The sequence below is a fragment of the Arthrobacter caoxuetaonis genome (assembly GCF_023921125.1).
GTDB classification, from domain to species: Bacteria; Actinomycetota; Actinomycetes; order Actinomycetales; family Micrococcaceae; genus Arthrobacter_B; species Arthrobacter_B caoxuetaonis.
The window spans coordinates 2,659,368-2,678,346 of the sequence record NZ_CP099466.1 but is presented as its reverse complement, the minus strand read 5'-3'; the positions used below and the strand labels follow the sequence as shown (position 1 = coordinate 2,678,346).

Sequence of the window (18,979 nt, the reverse complement as noted above, 5' to 3'; positions counted from 1 at the left end):
GGTGACAAGCAGGGATTAGCTGCTGACTCCCACTGCCTTGCCGATCGAGGCGGCATCTTCAAGCAGCCCAAGCATGCAGGCAGCCAAGTCCGCGCGGGGAATCGAGCCGCGCAGTGTGCCGGGCTCCGACGTCTGAAGCGCCTGCCAGGATCCGGTTGGATCCTTGTCCGTGAGCCCTGTTGGCCGGACGATTGTCCAGTCCAGGCCGGAACTCTGCACGGCGGCTTCCTGCTCATTGTGGTCGGCGAGCGGCTTGGCCAGGGCAACTTTCATGGCGATGCGCAGCGGGGCCGGCATCTGTGATCCGGAATCCCCGGCGCCCAGGGAGGACTGCACCATCAGCCGCTGCACATCCTCCTTCTTCATAGCCTCGATCACGGCCCTGGTGACTGCGGCGCGCTGATTCGGGACACCCTTGGCTCCGCCCACTGTGACGACGACGGCGTCGGCGCCGACCACCGCCTTGCCGGCAGCTGCCGGGTCTGTTGCGTCGCCGCGGACTACATGGACGCCTTCAGGCGCGTTGCCGCTGCGGGAGAGAACGGTGACCTCATGGCCTGCCTTGCGCGCCTGGGCCGCCAGCTGTGAACCGGTGCCCTTTGAGCCGCCAATAATCGTGATTTGCATTGAATCCTCTAACTGCCCGGGGGCCTCGAATAGTCCCCATTTTATCCGCCGTACGTATCCGCCTTTCGCCGAAGTTCACGTTCCGCGGCGGCTGTGAGGATGCGTCGGCCTGTGCCTGACCCGCCGTCGTCCGGAGTGACCTCCATCGGGTGAAAGCGGGAAGAATAGACCAGAAATTCGCTGTGCGCCAGAGCACAGTCTGTAACGGTAAATTTCAGGTTGCAATGGTGTAACAACCGCCCCGTCGCGGGAACCAAGTTACGGGCCAGTAGCTATTCGCGGTTTACTCTCTTACACATATGCGACCAGGCACGCTCACAGCTGCCGTCCGCAGATCCGGCAAACCTGCCGGATACAAATCGCACTAAGAAATAGGAGGCGGAATGCGTTTTGGACGTATTTCCAAAGCAGTGGGAGTTGCAGCAGTTGCTGCGCTCGCACTGAGTGCCTGCGCTGCCAACCAGGGGACCACCGAAGAGGGGTCAACTGACAGCGAGAGCACCGGCGGTTCTGTCCGCGTCGTGGAGGTTAACGCCTTCAGCTCGTTCAACAGCAACACTGCGAACGGCAACGTGGACATCAACGGCAAGATTGCGTACGCCACGCACTCCGGGTTCAACTACATCACCGATGAGCTCAAAGTTGAGCCGCTGGAAGATTTCGGCACCTATGAAAAGGTCTCCGAGGATCCGCTGACGGTCAAGTACACCGTCAACGAAGGTGTGAACTGGTCCGACGGCGAGCCTGTCGATGCCGACGACCTCATGCTGCTGTGGGCTGTAAACTCCGGCCACTTCAACGACGCCACGACGAACGAAGAAGGCGAAACCGTTTCCGGTACCACCTACTTCGACTACGCCGGCGACACCTCCGGACTGGGCCTGACCGATGTTCCGGAAATCGGCGACGACGGACGTTCCATCACCCTGACCTACTCCGAGCCCTTCGCGGACTGGGAAGTTGCGTTCGGTGCGATGACCGACGGCGGCGTGAGCACGCCGGCACACGTCGTTGCAGAGAAGGCCGGACTGGCCGACGGCGACGCGCTGATCGAACTGCTCCAGAACACTCCCGCAGGCGACCCGGCCAGCCCGGCTCCCGTCAACGAAGAGCTCAAGGCAGTTGCCGACTTCTGGAACACCGGCTTCGACACCAAGTCGCTGCCGTCCGATCCTTCCCTGTACCTCTCCAACGGTCCGTTCATCGTCTCGGAAATCGATCCCGAGAACTCGATGACGCTGACCCGCAACGAGGACTACAACTGGGGCCCCGAGCCCAAGATCGACGAAATCGTCGTCCGCTACATCGGCGAAGCTCCGGCACAGGTGCAGGCACTGAAGAACGGTGAAGTGGACATCATTGCTCCGCAGCCGTCCGCTGACACCGTAGAGCAGATCGAGGCCATTGACGGAGTCACCATGAACTCCGGCAACCAGCTCTCCTACGACCACGTTGACCTCAACTACACCGGCGTCTTCGCCGACCAGGACGTGCGTACCGCGTTCATGAAGGTCATCCCGCGCCAGGCAATCGTCGATTCCATCGTCAAGAAGCTGAACCCGGATGCAGCCCCGCTGGATTCCGAGATCTTCCTCGCTGACCAGGAAGGCTACGACGAGTCCGCTGCCAACAACGGCTCCGCAGAATTCGCCGAGGTTGATATTGAAGGCGCCAAGGAACTGCTCGCCGGTGCCACCCCTGAAGTACGCATCATGTACAACAAGGACAACCCCAACCGCGCAGACGCCTACACGCTGATCGCACAGTCCGCCTCCGAAGCCGGCTTCAAGGTCGTCGACGGCGGCCTGGGCGCCTCTGACTGGGGCTCCGCCCTGGGCACCGGCACCTACGATGCCTCCATCTTCGGCTGGATCAACTCGGGTGTCGGCGTGACCGGTGTTCCGCAGATCTTCAAGACCGGCGCTGCATCGAACTACAACGGTTTCTCCAACCCCGAAGCTGATGCCCTCATGGACCAGCTGATCCTGGAAACCGACGTGGAGAAGCAGAAGGAACTGCAGATCCAGATCGACAAGCTCATCTGGGAATCCTCCTACGGCCTGCCCCTGTTCCAGGCGCCGGGCGTTGATGCGCACAGCGACAGCATCGGCGGAATCGATTCCTTCATGCCGAACCAGACCGGTGTCTGGTGGAACTTCTGGGAATGGGAAGTTCTGGACTAAGCGCTTTTCCTGACGGTTAAGCACTAACCCGCAAGGCGCCGGGGCCTTCTACGGTCCCGGCGCCTTGTCTTTCCCTGGGTGGCCTTTCCCAGACAAGTGATTGGGATTAACCAAATTCCCAGCAACTATGACCTGCACTACACTTCTGCGAGTGCCGGGAGAACCCCCGGACCGTTCTAATGAGGCTGACACTTTATGGTTACCTACATCGTCCGGCGGCTCCTGACCGCCGTGCTAATCCTGTTCGGGGCATCGTTCCTGGTCTATCTCCTGACAGCGGCGTCGGGAGACCCACTGCACGACCTCCGAGAAAACCCTGCTCCCAACCGTGACGAGCTGATCCGGGCCCGGTCGGAGCTCCTAAACCTCGACGTTCCGCCGCCTTTGCGCTACTTCTACTGGTTGGGCGGCGCCTTAAAGTGCCTGGCGCCTTTTGCCGCCACCTGCGACCTCGGCCAGAGTATCCAGGGCGAACCCGTCACCGAAGCGCTGGCACGGGCCATGGGCGCGACGATCCTCCTCGTGACCACGGCAACCCTGCTGGCCATCATCGTGGGCATCTCCCTGGGCATCATCACCGCACTGCGCCAGTACAGCTCCCTGGACTACAGCGTCACGTTCATGGCGTTCCTGTTCTTCTCCCTGCCGATCTTCTGGCTTGCTGTCCTTCTCAAGGAGTACGGCGCCATCGGTTTCAACAACTTCCTGGCAGATCCACAAATACCGCTTTCAGTGGTCCTGGCAGTTGGCCTGGTCAGCGGAGTCATATGGGTCATCTTTGCCGGCGGCACCTGGAAGCGGCGCGGGACAGCCTTCGCTGCCGGGTTCGCGGCTGCTGCGGCCATCCTCTTTGTGCTCGGCAACACCGGGTGGTTTAGAACCCCGAGCCTGGGCCCCGCCGTCATCGCTGTCACCGGCGTGGCTATCGCCTATGGCGTCACCCTGCTGAGTGCCGGCCTGAAGAACCGCAAGGCCCTGTATTCGGCCCTGATCACCGTGGCACTGGGTGTCGTTGCCTACTACGCCCTCCAGCCGCTGCTGAACTCGGCTAACTGGTTCATGATCCTGCTGCTCGCACTGGCCACAGTTGCCGTCGGCTGCGCTGTCGGCTACTTCATGGGCGGCTATGACCGCGGCCAGAGCATGCGCGGTGCCGCCCTCACCGGTCTCCTGGTGGGTGGACTGATCGTCCTGGACCGCTTCATGTTTGCGTGGCCGCAGTACATGGACAACTCCCGGATCCGCGACAGGCCGATCGCCACGGTGGGTGCATCCACTCCGGGGCTCAACGGTGACTTCTGGATCAGCGGCCTGGACACCTTCACGCACCTGCTGCTGCCTACTGCAGCCCTGCTGCTGGCGTCCCTGGCGAGCTACAGCCGTTACTCGCGCGCCTCCATGCTGGAAATCATGAACATGGACTACATCCGTACGGCACGCGCCAAGGGTCTCTCGGAACGCACCGTTGTCATGCGCCACGCCTTCCGCAATGCACTGATTCCGCTGGCCACCATTGTTGCCTTCGATATCGGAGCCCTCATTGGCGGTGCCGTGATCACCGAGCAGGTCTTCGCCTTCAGCGGCATGGGCCAGCTGTTCGTGCAGGCACTTGGGCGCGTTGACCCCAACCCGATCATGGGCTTCTTCCTGGTGACCGGCATCCTGGCACTGGTTTTCAACCTGGTGGCAGACCTTGTTTATTCCGTCCTTGATCCGCGCGTAAGGGTGAAGTCATGAGCACGACGTTTTCCGCCGAAACCCCCTCCAACCCGCCCGGAACCGAACCCGACGGATCGGCCAAGGCCAACACCAAGGGCCTTTCCCAGGGCCAGATTGTCCGCCGCCGGTTTCTCGACAACACCGCTGCGATCATCTCGCTTGTGGTCTTCGGGCTGATTTGCATCCTGGCCTTCAGCTCCATTGGTTTCGCCGGTATCCCGGGCTGGTGGAAGTACGACCACCGCCAGTTCACGGAGCAGATCAACGGCGGCGCGCCGACGTTCGTCAGCCTCTTCAACTGGGGCGAGCACCCGTTCGGCCAGGACCGCATCGGCCGCGACATGTTCGCCATGACCATGCGCGGTACGCAGCAGTCCATCATCGTGATGTTCCTGGTCGGCCTGATCGCCTGTGTTGTCGGCTCCGTTGTGGGGGCCGTGTCGGGTTACTTCCGCGGCTGGGTCGAGGCAGTCCTGATGCGCATGACCGACGTCGTCATCATCATCCCGATCATCGTGATGGCCGCCGTCCTGGGCCAGATCGCCAACCGCCTGGTCGGTGAGGGAATCGGTGTCATCCTGCTGGGCATCTTCCTTGGCCTGGCCACCTGGACGTCCCTGGCCCGGCTGGTGCGCGGCGAGTTTCTCTCGCTGCGTGAACGGGAGTTCGTGGATGCAGCCCGGATCGCCGGTGCTTCCAACAACCGGATCATCTTCAAGCACATCCTGCCCAACGCCGTCGGCGTGATCATCGTCAACACCACACTGCTGATGTCAACGGCCATCCTGCTGGAGACGTCGCTGAGCTACATCGGCTTTGGTGTCCAGCCGCCGGATACGTCGCTGGGCCTCTTGATCAGCCAGAACCAGGAAGCATTCCAGACCCGCCCGTGGCTGTTCTGGTGGCCGGGCCTCTTCATCGTGGCCATCTGCCTGTGCATCAACTTTATTGGCGACGGCCTGCGCGATGCCTTTGATCCCCGGCAGAAGAAGTTCAATGCCAAGCGGGTCAAGACCAAGACGGCTGGCAACTAGTGGGAATGCTGTCCGCCGAAGCGGGGCCGGCCTTCCTAGGCCAGCCCCGCCAGGGCGAAAAGCACCACGGCGGCCAGTACCAGGCCCAGGATCCAGCGCCAGTTGATACTCACTGCGGCGCGGGCGGCATCGGTCTGGTCGGGATCGATCCGGCCGGCGTTGACCAGGACCTCCCAGCGTTCGCGGACCATACGGGCGGCCTGGCCGGAGTCCGTGTTGCTCAGGTCTCCGGGACGCACCGAACCGCCCACCCCGTACGTGGTGCCGGGCAGGTTGCGCAGGTGTTCGGGTTTGCCCTGGTGGGTGCCCCAGACGCCGGGAGCGGGGGCGGCCCAGGCCGTGTAGGAACCCTTCGGGGTGACGACCTTCAGCGCGAACTTAGTGTCCACATGAATCAGCGCAGCCCACGGAACCTCAATGGTCCGGAACGGGTTGTGCAGCGTTACGCCGCCGCGCCCGACCTGGACGCTGGGGTACCAGAACAGCCAGGCTGCAACCGCAGGGATGAGGAGCAGGGGAACCGTGGCCAGCAGGCCGGAAGCTCCCGAGCTCACCGCAGCGGAAACCAGGGCAGCTGCCGTCAGGACAACGGCAATACCCGTGAACCACTTGGTGGTCCGCGGTCGGAAAACTTCGGTCTCGGGCTCGCTCTGCGGGTTCGGCATACCCCCATCGTTACAGCATTTCCAAGTGCCCTCGTAATCGGCCCGTTGACCCGGGACCGGTGCAGTGCCTGGACGGAAGGAAACTACAGCCATGACTGACACCTTCATCGGAAGCACGGACGAGGCGAGCCGCACCGGCCGCCCGCCGGTACTGGAGGTCCGCAACCTCTCCGTGGACTTCGGGGTGGACAAGGAATGGGTCCCCGCTGCCATTGACCTGAACTATCACGTGCGCGCCGGCGAGGTACTGGCGATCGTGGGCGAGTCCGGTTCGGGCAAGAGTGCCAGCTCCATGGCACTGCTCGGGCTGCTGCCCTCCAACTCACGGGTTACCGGTGAGGTGCTGCTCGACGGACAGCCGCTGCTGGGACTGTCCCAGGCCAAGCTGCGGCAGGTGCGCGGCAATGAGGTCGCCGTCATCTTCCAGGAACCCATGACGGCGCTGAACCCCGTGTACACCGTGGGGTTCCAGATTGTGGAGACGCTCCGCCTGCACAACGAGATCTCTCCCGATGAGGCCAGGCTGCGGGCGCTGAAGCTCTTGGAGATGGTGGAACTTCCCGACCCCGAGAAGGCCTTCAAGTCCTACCCGCATCAGCTCTCCGGCGGGCAGCGGCAGCGGGCGATGATTGCACAGTCGCTTTCCTGTGATCCCAAGCTGCTCATTGCCGACGAGCCCACGACCGCTTTGGACGTCACGGTCCAGGCCGAAATCCTGGACCTGATGCGGAACCTGCGGAACAAGCTGGATTCCGCAATCGTGCTGATCACCCATGACATGGGCGTGGTAGCTGACCTCGCAGACCGCATCGCCGTCATGCGCCAGGGCGTGATCGTTGAGACCGGTACCGCCAGGGAAATCTTCGCGAACCCGAAGCACCCCTACACCCAGTCGCTGCTGGAATCCGTGCCGCACCTGGGCCAGGGCTCGGAGGGAGACGGGGACGTCGACGTCGTAGCAGCGCTTGCAGCGGCAACGAACGTGGAGCTTGAATCCGTTGACCAGGAGGAACTGCACCGGCGCGAAGCTGAAGTGCTTTCCGGCCTCCGGACCGACGCCGCCGCCAAAGTGGACGCAGCAGGCGGGGAGCCGGTGCTGGTCCTGGAGAACGTCGCCATCGAGTACCCCAAGCAGGGCCGGGTAGCCGCCTTCCGTGCCGTCGAGGGCGCCAACCTGCGGATCCTGCCCGGCCAGGTCATGGGACTGGTGGGTGAGTCCGGGTCCGGAAAGACCACCATCGGCCGTGCCGCCGTCGGGCTCCTGCCCGTCGCCGAAGGTGAGCTGCGGGTAGTGGGAACGGACATTTCCGAGCTCAAGCCCAACTCCAAGGCCATGCACACGCTGCGCCGCCAGGTGGGCATGGTTTTCCAGGATCCGTCCTCGTCGCTGAACCCGCGCCTGCCGATCGGTGAGAGCATCGGCGAGCCGATGTTCCTGGCGGGGGAGGCCAAGGGGGCTGCCCTGCAGCAGCGCATCGAAGAACTGCTGGACCAGGTGGAGCTGCCCCGCGCGTACCGCAACCGCTACCCGCACGAACTCTCCGGCGGGCAGAAACAGCGCGTGGGTATTGCCCGGGCACTCTCACTGAAGCCGAAGCTGATGGTCGCAGATGAGCCGACGTCGGCCCTTGATGTCTCGGTGCAGGCCAAGGTCCTGGAGCTGTTCCAGAACCTGCAGCGCGAACTCGGCTTCGCCTGCCTGTTCGTGACCCACGACCTCGCCGTCGTCGATGTCCTCGCGGACCACATCTGCGTGATGCGCAACGGCCGGATTGTGGAACAGGGGACACGGGACCAGATCCTCCGCAACCCGCAGGAGGAATACACGCAGCGCCTCATTGCTGCTGTCCCGCTGCCGGATCCGGAGAAGCAGCGCGAACGGCGCGAGCTGCGGGCAAAGCTGCTTGCCGGCTCTGCGGATACCCAGTAGCGGAACCAGCGTCTCGACCGGGAAGGGTCCTCCATGAGGGCCCTTCCTGCACTTTAAGTGTGATTTGTCCACACCGCGGCGTGACATATTAGACATCGTTCTTGAATCGTTATATTGACGGTTCCCTCGCTATACTTCCATAGAGGGTGACAGGCTTTCCGCGCCTGCGATGCGGGCGTATCGGCGAAAGCGTGCACCCCTTTTGGTTAGCCCGGAAAACGGTGCCTAACCAGGACACTTTGGCTGAAGTCTGCGGCAATGCCCGGCACGAGCGTCCCGCCGGCTGCTGCCCTGACATCAGCGCCGGAATCATGAGACCGGCTTCCTTTTGATCTATCCAGGAGACGTAATGCGTTTACAGCGCTTTTCCAAGGCTGTCAGCGTGGCGGTGGTTGCCGCCCTTGCACTGGGAGCCTGCGGCGGAGGATCGGAGTCCCCGGACTCCGCTGCGACTAACACCAGCATTACGGCCAACGGCACGGAGCCGCAGAATCCGCTGCTCCCCGCCAACACCAACGAGGTGGGCGGCGGCAGGATCATGGACCTCCTCTTTGAAGGTCTGCTGAGCTACGACGCCGACGGCAAGACAGTCAACGAAATCGCCGAGTCCATCGAGACGACGGACTCGCAGAACTACACCATCACGCTGAAGGACGGCAAGACCTTCACCAACGGTGAACCCGTGACCGCCTCATCCTTCGTTGATGCGTGGAACTTCGGTGCAGCCGCGAAGAACGCCCAGCTCAACTCCTACTTCTTCGAGAGCATCAAGGGCTATGACGAGGTAAGCGCCGAGGGCGCCACCGTGGACACGATGAGCGGCCTGAAGGTGGTGGATGATAAGACCTTCACGGTCGAGCTGAACCAGCCTGAATCCGACTGGCCGCTTCGCCTGGGCTACACGGCCTTCTACCCGCTTCCTTCCGAAGCCTTCGAGGACCCGGCAGCGTTTGGTGAAAACCCGGTGGGCAACGGCCCGTACATGCTGGCCGGGGACGACGCCTGGCAGCATGAGGTCCAGATCGAGCTGGTGGCCAACCCTGACTACACCGGCACCCGGGTTCCGCAGAACGACGGCGTGACGTTCAAGTTCTACTCCTCCTACGACGCCGCGTACGCGGATCTTCAGGCGGACAACCTGGACGTTCTGGACCAGATGCCTGCGGCTGCCCAGAAGACCTTCAAGTCCGACCTCGGCGAGGGCCGCTACTCGGAGAAGCCGACGGCGCAGAACCAGACCATCACCATTCCCGGGTACCTTGACGAGTTCTCCGGAGAAGCAGGTGCACTGCGGCGCCAGGCCATCTCCATGGCCATCAACCGCCAGGAGATTGCCGACGTCATCTTCACCGGCTCACGGCAGCCTGCCGCCGACTTCACCGCACCGGTGATCGAGGGCTTTGACACGGATCTGGCCGGCTCCGAGGTGCTCGAATACAACCCCGAGCGCGCCAAGGAACTGTGGGATGAGGCCGAAGCCATCTCCCCCTGGCCCGAAGGCAAGGCCTTCACCATCGGCTACAACGCCGACGGCGACCACAAGGAGTGGGTTGACGCGGTGTGCAACGCACTGAAGAACAACCTCGGTGTGGATGCCCAGGGCAAGGCCTACTCCACCTTCAAGGAGCTGCGCTCGGACGCCACCGCCAAGACCCTCAGCGGAGCCATCCGCACGGGCTGGCAGGCGGACTACCCGTCGCTGTACAACTTCCTTGGTCCCCTGTACGCCACCGGGGCCGGGTCGAACGACGGCGACTACTCGAGCCAGGCCTTCGATGACCTCCTGGCCCAGGCCCTTGCTGCTCCCACGGCTGAAGAGGGCGCTGTCATCTTCAACCAGGCGCAGGAAGTCCTGCTGGAGGACCTCCCGGTAGTCCCGCTGTGGTACCAGGTCGCCCAGACCGGCTGGAGCAACAACGTGACCGACGTTGAAACCGGCTGGAACGGCGTGCCTGTCTACTACAACATCGCACGCAAGTAAGAACCCTGCGCGCCGTCCGCTGTCCCGGAGCTTCCGGGCGGCGGACGGCGCCACCAGGCAGCAAACAGGATCGTTACCATGCCACTACCTGCCAACACCCATGACCAAGGCAGGGCCCCGCGATGACCAGATATATCGCCCGCCGGGTCCTGCAGATGATTCCGGTGTTCTTCGGAGCCACGCTGCTGGTCTACTTCCTCGTTTTCTCACTGCCCGGTGATCCGATCGCGGCACTGTTCGGGGACCGGCCGGTTAACGAGGTTGTCGCCGCACAGCTGCGCGAGCAGTACAACCTGGACCAGCCGTTCATTGTGCAGTACCTGAACTACTTGAAGAACCTGCTGACTTTCAACCTCGGCAACGACTTCTCCGGGCGGCCCGTAGCGGAAGTCCTGGCTCAGATCTTTCCGGTAACTATGCGCCTGGCGGTGCTTGCCCTGCTTTTCGAGGCAGTTTTCGGCATCGCTTTCGGTCTCATTGCCGGACTGAAGAAGGGCCGGATCTTCGACGCCACCGTACTGTTCGTTTCCCTGGTCGTCATTGCCATCCCGGTGTTTGTCCTCGGCTTCCTGCTGCAGTTCATCATCGGAGTCAAATTCGGCTGGGCGCCGCCGACTGTCGGAGCGAGTGCCGGCTGGAGTGATCTGATACTTCCCGCCGTCGTCCTGGGACTGGCGTCCTTCGCCTACGTCCTCAGGCTGACGCGCACATCCGTCATCGAGAACATGAACGCCGACTACGTCCGCACCGCGACGGCCAAGGGCCTCTCCCGCGGACGGGTCGTCAGCGTCCATATCCTGCGCAACTCGCTGATTCCGGTCATCACCTTCCTGGGTGCAGACCTCGGGGCGCTGATGGGCGGAGCAATTGTCACGGAAGGAATCTTCAACGTGCCCGGAGTCGGGCAGAAGCTCTACCAGGCCGTCATCCGCGGCGAAGGACCCACCATCGTCTCCATCGTGAGCGTGCTGGTCCTGGTGTACGTGGTGGCAAACCTGCTGGTGGACCTGCTCTACGCCTGGCTGGACCCAAGGATCCGCTATGAGTAAAAGCCAACGGACCCAGGAGCACTTTGTCGCCCCGGTGGATTCCGCCGGGCTGCCGGAGACCGACGCCGTCCAGGACGGCAAGGCTCCCCTGAGCATGTGGGGGGAAGCCTGGCGGAACCTCCGCCGCCGGCCTCTTTTCATCATCTCCGCGTTCCTGATCCTGCTGATCATTACGGTGGCAGCCTTCCCCCAGCTCTTCACCCAGATCCCGGCCGACGGCGCCTGCTACCTGGCTGACTCCAACGCAGGCCCGGCCCCGGGACACCCCCTGGGCTTCACGCTCCAGGGCTGCGACGTCTACACCCGGCTGATCTACGGCACCCGGGCATCGCTGCTGGTCGGCGTCATCACCACCGCCTGCGTAGTGCTCCTCGGCGGCTCACTCGGTGCGCTCGCCGGCTACTACGGCGGCTGGCTCGATGCCGTGATCGCCCGGCTGGGGGACATCTTCTTTGCCCTGCCCCTCATCCTGGGCGCCATCATCGTGATGCAGCTGCCAATGTTCCGTGAAAACCGGAACATCCTGACAGTGGTGGTGACGCTGGTGGTCTTCGGCTGGCCGCAGATCGCCCGCATCACCCGCGGGGCAGTGATTTCCGTGCGGAACGCGGACTTCGTCGTGGCCTCCCGTGCCCTCGGTGTCTCCAAGTTCCAGGCACTGGTTAAGCATGTGGTGCCCAACGCCCTGGCGCCGGTGATCGTTACGGCGACTATCTCCCTGGGCACGTTCATCGTGGCCGAAGCAACCCTTTCCTTCCTCGGGATCGGGCTGCCGCCGGACATCATGTCCTGGGGCAATGACATTTCGGCCGCTCAGACCTCGCTGCGGGCCAACCCCGCAGCCCTGCTCTGGCCCGCCGGGGCACTGTCAGTCACCGTCCTCAGTTTCATCATGCTCGGAGATGCCGTGCGTGATGCCCTCGATCCGAAAGCCCGCAAGCTATGACTTCCAACGCCCTGCAGCCGGATACCGATCCGGCCCCGCTGCTGGACATCCGCTCGCTCGCGATTTCCTTCGATACCTCCAACGGAACGGTGGACGCCGTCCAGGACGCGAATCTCTCCGTCCTGCCGGGGGAGACGGTGGCAATCGTGGGGGAGTCGGGGTCGGGCAAGTCGACGACGGCGCTCGCGGCCATTGGCCTGCTGCCCGGCAACGGGCGCGTCAGCGGCGGCCAGATCATTTTCGACGGCGAGGACATCACCCATGCCAGCACCAGGCGCATCGTCGAGCTGCGCGGAAATTCGATCGGCATGGTTCCGCAGGACCCGATGTCCAACCTGAACCCTGTCTGGAAGATCGGTTTCCAGGTACGCGAAACCCTGAAGGCCAACGGCCGCCCTTCCTCCGACGAGGATGTGGCCCGGGTCCTGAGCCAGGCCGGCCTGCCCGACGCCGCTTCCCGCGCCAGGCAGTACCCGCACGAATTCTCGGGCGGGATGCGGCAGCGGGCACTGATCGCCATTGGCCTTTCCTGCTCGCCGCGGCTGCTGATTGCCGACGAACCGACGTCGGCGCTGGACGTTACCGTCCAGCGGCAGATCCTGGACCACCTTGCCTCCCTCACACAGGAAATGGGCACCGCCGTGCTCCTGATTACCCATGACCTCGGCCTCGCCGCGGAGCGCGCCCAGCGCGTCGTCGTGATGTACAAGGGCCGCGTGGTGGAGTCCGGTCCGGCGCTGGAGATCCTGACCAACCCCCGGCATCCGTACACCAAGCGGCTGGTGGAGTCGGCACCGTCCCTGGCCTCCAAGCGGATCGATATTGCAAAGGAACGGGGACTGGACGCGCCGGAGCTGCTTGCGGCCGACGGCGGAGCCGCCCCTGATGCCGGCAGCCCGGACACGGCACCCGGCATCATCGAAGTACGCAACCTCACCAAGGTCTTCAAACTGCGCAGCGGTCTGGGCCGGCATACCGACTTCACGGCCGTGGATGATGTGTCCTTTTCCGTGGAGCGCGGGACCACCACCGCCGTCGTGGGTGAATCAGGCTCGGGCAAGTCCACGGTTGCGCGGATGGTGCTGAACCTGGAGACCCCCACGAGGGGAAGCATCCTCTTTGACGGTGTGGACATGACGACGCTGGACAAGAAGAAGCTCTTCGAATTCCGGCGCCGGGTCCAGCCGATCTTCCAGGACCCGTACGGCTCGCTGGACCCGATGTACAACATCTTCCACACCATCGAGGAACCGCTGCGGGTCCACGGCATTGGGGACAAGGCAAGCCGTGGCAGGAAGGTGCGGGAACTGCTGGACCAGGTGGCGCTGCCCTCCACCGTGATGCGGCGCTTCCCCAACGAGCTCTCAGGCGGGCAGCGCCAGCGTGTAGCGGTGGCCCGCGCCCTGGCGCTGGACCCGGAAGTGGTCATCTGTGACGAAGCCGTTTCCGCACTGGACGTGCTTGTCCAGGCGCAGATCCTGAACCTGCTCGCCGAGCTGCAGGCCGACCTTGGCCTCAGCTACCTCTTCATTACCCACGACCTCGCAGTTGTCCGCCAGATCGCGGACAACGTCTGCGTGATGCAAAAGGGAAAGGTGGTGGAAACCGGAACAACGGATGACGTCTTCAACTCACCGAAGGAGGAGTACACCAAGGCCCTGCTGGAGGCGATCCCGGGTGCAGGACTCGAGCTGCCGCCCGCGGCTGCCTGATGCCGCCTCTGGTTCCGCTGAGGACCGCGCATTAGGGAACCTTTGGCAAAACGACTAGAATGGTATGGTGCCCGCTGACAGCGGCCTTTCGGTGACTTCTTACACGTGTGTTCCAACGCAGCATTTGTACAGAACTGCCGGACTTTCCGGATCGACTCCGGACCACTGTGAATTATCCCCGAACTGTAACCAATGAATTGAGTCTTCACGCATGTCAGAAACCAACACGGCTGTGAACAGCGCAGTGCGTAGCGATCTCCGCAACGTTGCTATTGTGGCCCACGTTGACCACGGCAAAACGACCCTCGTCGACGCCATGCTCAAGCAGACGAACTCCTTCGCCTCGCACGGAGATGTCGAAGACCGCGTGATGGACTCAGGCGACCTGGAACGTGAAAAGGGCATCACCATCCTGGCCAAGAACACCACCGTGTTCTACAACGGCCCCGCCGCCAACGGCGAAACCATCACCATCAACGTGATCGATACCCCCGGCCACGCCGACTTCGGCGGTGAGGTCGAGCGCGGCCTCTCCATGGTCGACGGCGTTGTGCTCCTGGTAGACGCTTCCGAAGGCCCGCTGCCGCAGACCCGCTTCGTGCTGCGCAAGGCCCTCGCCGCCAAGCTTCCCGTCGTGCTGCTGGTCAACAAGACCGACCGCCCCGACGCCCGCATCGATGAAGTTGTCAGCGAGTCCATGGACCTGCTCCTGGGCCTGGCATCCGACCTCGCGGACGAAGTTCCCGACCTTGATCTGGACCTGGTCCTCAACGTTCCCGTTGTCTACGCCGCCGCCCGCGTCGGTGCTGCCTCCCTTGAGCAGCCCGCTGACGGCCAGGCTCCGGCGAATGACAACCTGGAACCGCTGTTCCAGACCATCATCGAGCACATCCCCGCTCCGACCTACGATCCGGAAGGTGTCCTGCAGGCGCACGTCACCAACCTGGATGCTTCCCCCTTCCTGGGCCGCCTCGCGCTGCTGCGCATCTTCAACGGCACCCTGCGCAAGGGCCAGCAGGTTGCCTGGGCCCGTGCCGACGGCACCATGAAGACCGTGAAGATCACCGAGCTGCTGGCCACCAAGGCCCTCGACCGTGTTCCGACCGAGTCTGCAGGCCCCGGCGAAATCGTGGCTGTTGCCGGTATCGAGGACATCACCATCGGTGAAACGCTGACCGACGTCGACAACCCCAAGCCGCTGCCGCTGATCACCGTGGATGATCCCGCGATCTCCATGACCATCGGTATCAACACCTCGCCGCTGGCCGGCAAGGTCAAGGGCGCAAAGGTCACCGCGCGCCAGGTCAAGGACCGCCTGGACAAGGAACTGATCGGTAACGTCTCCCTCCGGGTTCTGCCGACCGAGCGTCCGGATGCCTGGGAAGTCCAGGGCCGAGGCGAGCTCGCACTGGCCATCCTCGTGGAGCAGATGCGCCGCGAAGGCTTCGAGCTGACCGTGGGCAAGCCGCAGGTTGTCACCAAGATGATCGACGGCAAGATCCACGAGCCGATGGAACACATGACCATCGACGTCCCCGAGGAATACCTCGGCGCCGTGACGCAGCTGATGGCCGCCCGCAAGGGCCGCATGGTCAACATGTCCAACCACGGCACCGGCTGGGTCCGGATGGAATTCATTGTTCCCGCCCGTGGCCTGATCGGCTTCCGCACCCGCTTCCTCACGGAAACCCGCGGCGCCGGCATCTCCGCGTCCATCGCTGAAGGCTACGAGCCGTGGGCAGGCCCCATCGAGTACCGCACCAACGGCTCGATGATTGCCGACCGTTCAGGCGTCGTGACGCCGTTCGCCATGATCAAGCTGCAGGAACGCGGTTCCTTCTTCGTGGAGCCCACCTCCGAGGTTTACGAAGGCATGATCGTCGGCGAGAACTCCCGCGCCGATGACATGGACGTGAACATCACCAAGGAAAAGCAGCTCACCAACATGCGTGCCGCTTCCTCGGACACCTTCGAGAACCTGACCCCGCCGCGGAAGCTCACCCTGGAAGAGTCGCTCGAATTCGCCCGCGAAGACGAGTGCGTGGAAGTTACCCCTGAGTCCATCCGCATCCGCAAGCTGGTTCTCAACGCTAACGAGCGTGCCAAGGTAACCCGCGCCCGCGCCAAGGCGTAGCATCATCTCCATGGCATCCAGCTCCGGTCACCGGGTCCCGCGCAGGCGGGGCCCGGTGGCCGTTGTGCTTGGCGGCATTGCCGCCGGAGTCCTGGGAACCTCACTCCACGCGCAGGTGCTCTACGCCGGGGACACTCCGTTGCCCCTCGGCGCTGCAGCGGCGCTTCTTTTCAGCGCTGCCGTCTCGGTCTTCACCGGCCTGTGGGCGCGCTCGGTCCTGGTCAGCGCCCTGACAGGTGTCCTGACCTACGTCCTGCTGGGACTGTTCACCCTTGACCTGCTCGGCGGTCCGCTGATCGTGACGGGAACGGCCTCCGGGGTCGAGCTGCCTGTCGTTACGGCAGGAATCGTGTGGCTCTACGGCCAGGCCGTGGCCACTGTGGCAGCGGTCCTCGTGTGCGCAGCGGTGCTGCGTCGCGAAGCACGGTACCAGCGCAGTCATCCGGAGTCAGTGCCCGGAGTGGCCTACGGCACCGACCCAGGCTACCGCCCGGGACCAGTCTCTCCGGAGTAGACCGGGCTGCCCGAGCTAGCCCAGGGGCGCAGCAGGAAGCTGTTCGGCGCCGGTTCGGTCCAGGTGATGGGCCAGCATCAGGGACGTTGGGGTGCCGTCCGCATCAGGTTCCCGCAGCGCATACTCATCGAAAACCGCCCGCAGGCGTTCCATCAGCCCGCGGCGGTTTTCGTCGTTAAGGCACACGCCCATGCGCATGACTTCAATGTCCGACGGCGCGAGTCCGTCGATTTCCTGCAGGAACGTTTCGACCAGGACGGCGTTGGCTCCCTCCGGCAGGGACGTGCGCCAGCTGAGGCCGGTGGCCCGGTACGGGATTTCCTTCGCCCCCCGGTTCCCCGTGCGGGGTTCGCCGGCCGCCAGGAAGCCGGTGCCCAGCAGGGTGCGGACATGATGCAGCGCGGTCGCAGGATTCAGTTCCAGCGCCTCGGCAATCTCCTTGTTGGTCCGTTCCCGGTGCAGGCAGAGACGGAGGATCCGCAGCCGGACGGGTGAACTCAGCGCGCGTCCCCGCGCTTGGATGTCCTCGTCGTTTGGCATCAGGCCAGCATACCGCCGCCCGGGCGGGCCCTGCGGGCAGGAGGATCGGGAACCGGTTTGCCTGCCGTTACCAGGTGCCAGGGGATGGTGACCGCGCCGCTGCGGGTTTCAAGGGTGCAGCTGTCCGGGTCCAGTGCCGTAATGATCCCCAAGGCGTCAGTGAGCCCGCCCGGGATCCGGTAGCGGACGACGGCGCGGCGCCCGGTTCCGGCCTCGCGCAGCCGGGATTCGGGGCTCTGTGAAGTCACTGTTACATCGTACGCGGGGAGCCTCCGGCTGGGAGATAATGGTCGTGGCCACTAACGTGGAAGCATTACCTCGTGGACATCTGCTGATCCGCGCAGATCCGCACACCAAGGAAGGCAAAGGGACGTGACGTACGTAATTGCGCAGCCATGCGTGGATGTTAAGGACAAGGCCTGCATTGAAGAATGCCCCGTGGACTGCATCTACGAAGGTGAACGCTCCCTCTACATCCACCCCGATGAGTGCGTTGACTGCGGCGCCTGCGAGCCCGTGTGCCCGGTTGAAGCCATTTACTACGAGGACGACACTCCTGAGGAATGGGCCGATTACTACAAGGCCAACGTCGAATTCTTCGATGACCTGGGATCGCCCGGCGGTGCAGCGAAGCTTGGCAACACCCACAAGGATCACCCGCTGATCGCCGCGCTCCCGCCGCAGAACCAGGAATGAGCGGCTCCGACTCCCGGAGCTTCGGACTAAACCTTCCGGAGTACCCCTGGGAAGCCATGGCTCCCTACGTCAGGCAGGCGTCGGAACACCCGGACGGTGCCGTGAACCTATCCATCGGGACACCGGTGGATCCGACTCCGGACTTCATCCAGGAGGCCCTCGCGGGGGCTGCTGACGCGCCGGGCTATCCCACGACCCACGGCACCTTGGAGCTTCGCCGCGCCATCGCGGACTGGTTTGCCCGCCGCCGCGGGGTCCCGGACCTGGACCCGCAGGACATCATGCCCACCGTCGGTTCCAAGGAGCTTGTTGCCTGGCTCCCGCTGCTGCTTGGGCTCAGGGAAGGCGACGTCGTCGTACGTCCCACCGTTGCCTATCCGACCTACGACATGGGTGCCGTGCTTGCCGGTGCCACGCCGGTCGCGGCCGACGACCTGGAGGACCTTGACGCACAGACGCGGTCCCGGGTTCGGCTGGTCTGGGTCAACTCCCCGGGGAATCCGACCGGTATTGTCCGCGGTGCCGATTCCCTGGCCAAGCTTGTAAGGCAGGCGCGTGCGCTTGGCGCCGTGGTTGCCTCGGACGAGTGCTACGCAGAACTCGGCTGGGGCGAATGGGACACCGCACGCGGCGGACAGCCCGTTCCTTCGGTCCTCGATCCCCGGGTCAGCGGAGGCAGCAGCGATTCCCTGCTGGCCGTGTACTCGTTGAGCAAGCAATCCAATCTTGCCGGCTACCGCGCGGCCTTTGTTGCGGGGGACAGCGCGATCATGGCGAACCTCGTCAACAGCCGCAAGCATGCCGGCATGATTGTCCCGGCTCCGGTGCAGTCCGCCATGCAGGCTGCCCTGTCCGAGGACGGACACGTCGCTGTGCAAAAGGACAAATACCGTTCCAGGCGGGAACTGCTGGTTCCGGCACTGGAAGCCTTTGGGCTGCGGATCGAAGCGTCCGACGCCGGCCTCTACCTCTGGGCCACCGCAGGAGAGGATACCTGGACCACCGTCGAACGCTTCGCGGCCCTGGGCATCGTCGTCGGTCCCGGCGTCATCTACGGCGAGGCGGGGTCCGGTTTCATCCGCGTGGCCCTGACCGGCAGTGATGAACGGATTGCCGCGGCAGCACGCAGGCTCACCGCCGCGGCGGGATAATTGGCCGGTGACACAATCCGAGCATGTTGCGCTTGCACAACAACATGGTTACCGATTAGTGGTATCGCCCGGTCAGCCGGTAGCGTTTTAGCGAAATA

At 63.8% G+C, this 18,979-nt stretch carries 16 protein-coding genes; 12 read left to right on the top strand and 4 right to left on the bottom strand.

Going from position 1 to position 18,979, the window contains the following annotated elements:
* Positions 1-15: 15 nt before the first annotated feature.
* Positions 16-627, bottom strand: a complete 612-nt coding sequence (locus NF551_RS12250) for an NAD(P)-dependent oxidoreductase (RefSeq protein ID WP_227894400.1) — start codon at positions 625-627, stop codon at positions 16-18.
* A 383-nt stretch (positions 628-1,010) separates the two neighbouring features.
* On the opposite strand from NF551_RS12250, the gene NF551_RS12245 reads away from it, so the two are divergent.
* The 3 genes from NF551_RS12245 to NF551_RS12235 all read left to right on the top strand — a co-directional run bounded on the left by NF551_RS12245 (position 1,011) and on the right by NF551_RS12235 (position 5,563).
* Positions 1,011-2,810, top strand: a complete 1,800-nt coding sequence (locus NF551_RS12245) for an ABC transporter family substrate-binding protein (protein ID WP_227894401.1) — start codon at positions 1,011-1,013, stop codon at positions 2,808-2,810.
* Positions 2,811-3,005: 195 nt separating this feature from the next.
* Positions 3,006-4,547: an ABC transporter permease gene (locus NF551_RS12240; protein ID WP_227894402.1), complete on the top strand. Its 1,542-nt coding sequence runs from the start codon at positions 3,006-3,008 to the stop codon at positions 4,545-4,547.
* The gene (locus NF551_RS12235; protein WP_227894403.1) at positions 4,544-5,563 is read left to right on the top strand and encodes an ABC transporter permease; all 1,020 of its coding nucleotides are present in this window, start codon (positions 4,544-4,546) and stop codon (positions 5,561-5,563) included. The genes NF551_RS12240 and NF551_RS12235 overlap by 4 nt, the downstream gene beginning before the upstream one ends.
* A gap of 35 nt (positions 5,564-5,598) precedes the next feature.
* Here the strand turns inward: NF551_RS12235 and NF551_RS12230 are convergent, their stop codons facing one another.
* Entirely contained in the window at positions 5,599-6,228 is a 630-nt protein-coding gene (locus tag NF551_RS12230) for a PH domain-containing protein (protein ID WP_227894404.1), read from the bottom strand.
* Positions 6,229-6,319: 91 nt separating this feature from the next.
* Here NF551_RS12230 and NF551_RS12225 point away from each other — a divergent pair, with 91 nt between their 5' ends.
* From NF551_RS12225 to NF551_RS12195, 7 genes are all read left to right on the top strand, one after another.
* A complete protein-coding gene (locus tag NF551_RS12225) occupies positions 6,320-8,158 on the top strand; it encodes an ABC transporter ATP-binding protein (protein WP_227894405.1) in 1,839 nt (612 codons plus the stop codon).
* A 349-nt stretch (positions 8,159-8,507) separates the two neighbouring features.
* The gene (locus NF551_RS12220; RefSeq protein WP_227894406.1) at positions 8,508-10,139 is read left to right on the top strand and encodes a peptide ABC transporter substrate-binding protein; all 1,632 of its coding nucleotides are present in this window, start codon (positions 8,508-8,510) and stop codon (positions 10,137-10,139) included.
* 122 nt (positions 10,140-10,261) lie between these two features.
* The gene (locus tag NF551_RS12215) at positions 10,262-11,188 is read left to right on the top strand and encodes an ABC transporter permease (protein WP_227894407.1); all 927 of its coding nucleotides are present in this window, start codon (positions 10,262-10,264) and stop codon (positions 11,186-11,188) included.
* On the top strand, positions 11,181-12,134 hold the full coding sequence (locus tag NF551_RS12210; RefSeq protein WP_227894408.1) for an ABC transporter permease: 954 nt from the start codon (positions 11,181-11,183) through the stop codon (positions 12,132-12,134). Before NF551_RS12215 ends, NF551_RS12210 begins: the two co-directional genes overlap by 8 nt.
* Positions 12,131-13,846: a dipeptide ABC transporter ATP-binding protein gene (locus NF551_RS12205; RefSeq protein WP_227894409.1), complete on the top strand. Its 1,716-nt coding sequence runs from the start codon at positions 12,131-12,133 to the stop codon at positions 13,844-13,846. Before NF551_RS12210 ends, NF551_RS12205 begins: the two co-directional genes overlap by 4 nt.
* Before the next feature lie 211 nt (positions 13,847-14,057).
* Positions 14,058-15,980: a translational GTPase TypA gene (typA, locus tag NF551_RS12200; RefSeq protein ID WP_227894410.1), complete on the top strand. Its 1,923-nt coding sequence runs from the start codon at positions 14,058-14,060 to the stop codon at positions 15,978-15,980.
* Between the two features lie 10 nt (positions 15,981-15,990).
* On the top strand, positions 15,991-16,494 hold the full coding sequence (locus NF551_RS12195; protein WP_227894411.1) for a hypothetical protein: 504 nt from the start codon (positions 15,991-15,993) through the stop codon (positions 16,492-16,494).
* Positions 16,495-16,509: 15 nt separating this feature from the next.
* Here the strand turns inward: NF551_RS12195 and NF551_RS12190 are convergent, their stop codons facing one another.
* Together NF551_RS12190 and NF551_RS12185 are read right to left on the bottom strand one after the other, a co-directional pair.
* Positions 16,510-17,034, bottom strand: coding sequence for an ArsR/SmtB family transcription factor (locus NF551_RS12190; RefSeq protein ID WP_227894412.1), 525 nt, complete (start codon positions 17,032-17,034; stop codon positions 16,510-16,512).
* The gene (locus tag NF551_RS12185) at positions 17,034-17,282 is read right to left on the bottom strand and encodes a putative acetyltransferase (RefSeq protein WP_227894413.1); all 249 of its coding nucleotides are present in this window, start codon (positions 17,280-17,282) and stop codon (positions 17,034-17,036) included. The genes NF551_RS12190 and NF551_RS12185 overlap by 1 nt, the downstream gene beginning before the upstream one ends.
* 124 nt (positions 17,283-17,406) lie before the next feature.
* Here NF551_RS12185 and fdxA point away from each other — a divergent pair, with 124 nt between their 5' ends.
* Positions 17,407-17,730, top strand: coding sequence for a ferredoxin (fdxA, locus tag NF551_RS12180; protein WP_066295741.1), 324 nt, complete (start codon positions 17,407-17,409; stop codon positions 17,728-17,730).
* On the top strand, positions 17,727-18,881 hold the full coding sequence (gene dapC / locus NF551_RS12175; protein ID WP_227894414.1) for a succinyldiaminopimelate transaminase: 1,155 nt from the start codon (positions 17,727-17,729) through the stop codon (positions 18,879-18,881). The genes fdxA and dapC overlap by 4 nt, the downstream gene beginning before the upstream one ends.
* Positions 18,882-18,979 lie beyond the last annotated feature (98 nt).

Bases quoted from the DNA above. Each gene is read 5' to 3' on its own strand.
- NF551_RS12250 (WP_227894400.1), bottom strand. From the start codon at position 627: ATGCAAATCACGATTATTGGCGGCTCAAAGGGCACCGGTTCACAGCTG.
- NF551_RS12245 (WP_227894401.1), top strand. From the start codon at position 1,011: ATGCGTTTTGGACGTATTTCCAAAGCAGTGGGAGTTGCAGCAGTTGCT.
- NF551_RS12240 (WP_227894402.1), top strand. From the start codon at position 3,006: ATGGTTACCTACATCGTCCGGCGGCTCCTGACCGCCGTGCTAATCCTG.
- NF551_RS12235 (WP_227894403.1), top strand. From the start codon at position 4,544: ATGAGCACGACGTTTTCCGCCGAAACCCCCTCCAACCCGCCCGGAACC.
- NF551_RS12230 (WP_227894404.1), bottom strand. From the start codon at position 6,228: ATGCCGAACCCGCAGAGCGAGCCCGAGACCGAAGTTTTCCGACCGCGG.
- NF551_RS12225 (WP_227894405.1), top strand. From the start codon at position 6,320: ATGACTGACACCTTCATCGGAAGCACGGACGAGGCGAGCCGCACCGGC.
- NF551_RS12220 (WP_227894406.1), top strand. From the start codon at position 8,508: ATGCGTTTACAGCGCTTTTCCAAGGCTGTCAGCGTGGCGGTGGTTGCC.
- NF551_RS12215 (WP_227894407.1), top strand. From the start codon at position 10,262: ATGACCAGATATATCGCCCGCCGGGTCCTGCAGATGATTCCGGTGTTC.
- NF551_RS12210 (WP_227894408.1), top strand. From the start codon at position 11,181: ATGAGTAAAAGCCAACGGACCCAGGAGCACTTTGTCGCCCCGGTGGAT.
- NF551_RS12205 (WP_227894409.1), top strand. From the start codon at position 12,131: ATGACTTCCAACGCCCTGCAGCCGGATACCGATCCGGCCCCGCTGCTG.
- typA (WP_227894410.1), top strand. From the start codon at position 14,058: ATGTCAGAAACCAACACGGCTGTGAACAGCGCAGTGCGTAGCGATCTC.
- NF551_RS12195 (WP_227894411.1), top strand. From the start codon at position 15,991: ATGGCATCCAGCTCCGGTCACCGGGTCCCGCGCAGGCGGGGCCCGGTG.
- NF551_RS12190 (WP_227894412.1), bottom strand. From the start codon at position 17,034: ATGCCAAACGACGAGGACATCCAAGCGCGGGGACGCGCGCTGAGTTCA.
- dapC (WP_227894414.1), top strand. From the start codon at position 17,727: ATGAGCGGCTCCGACTCCCGGAGCTTCGGACTAAACCTTCCGGAGTAC.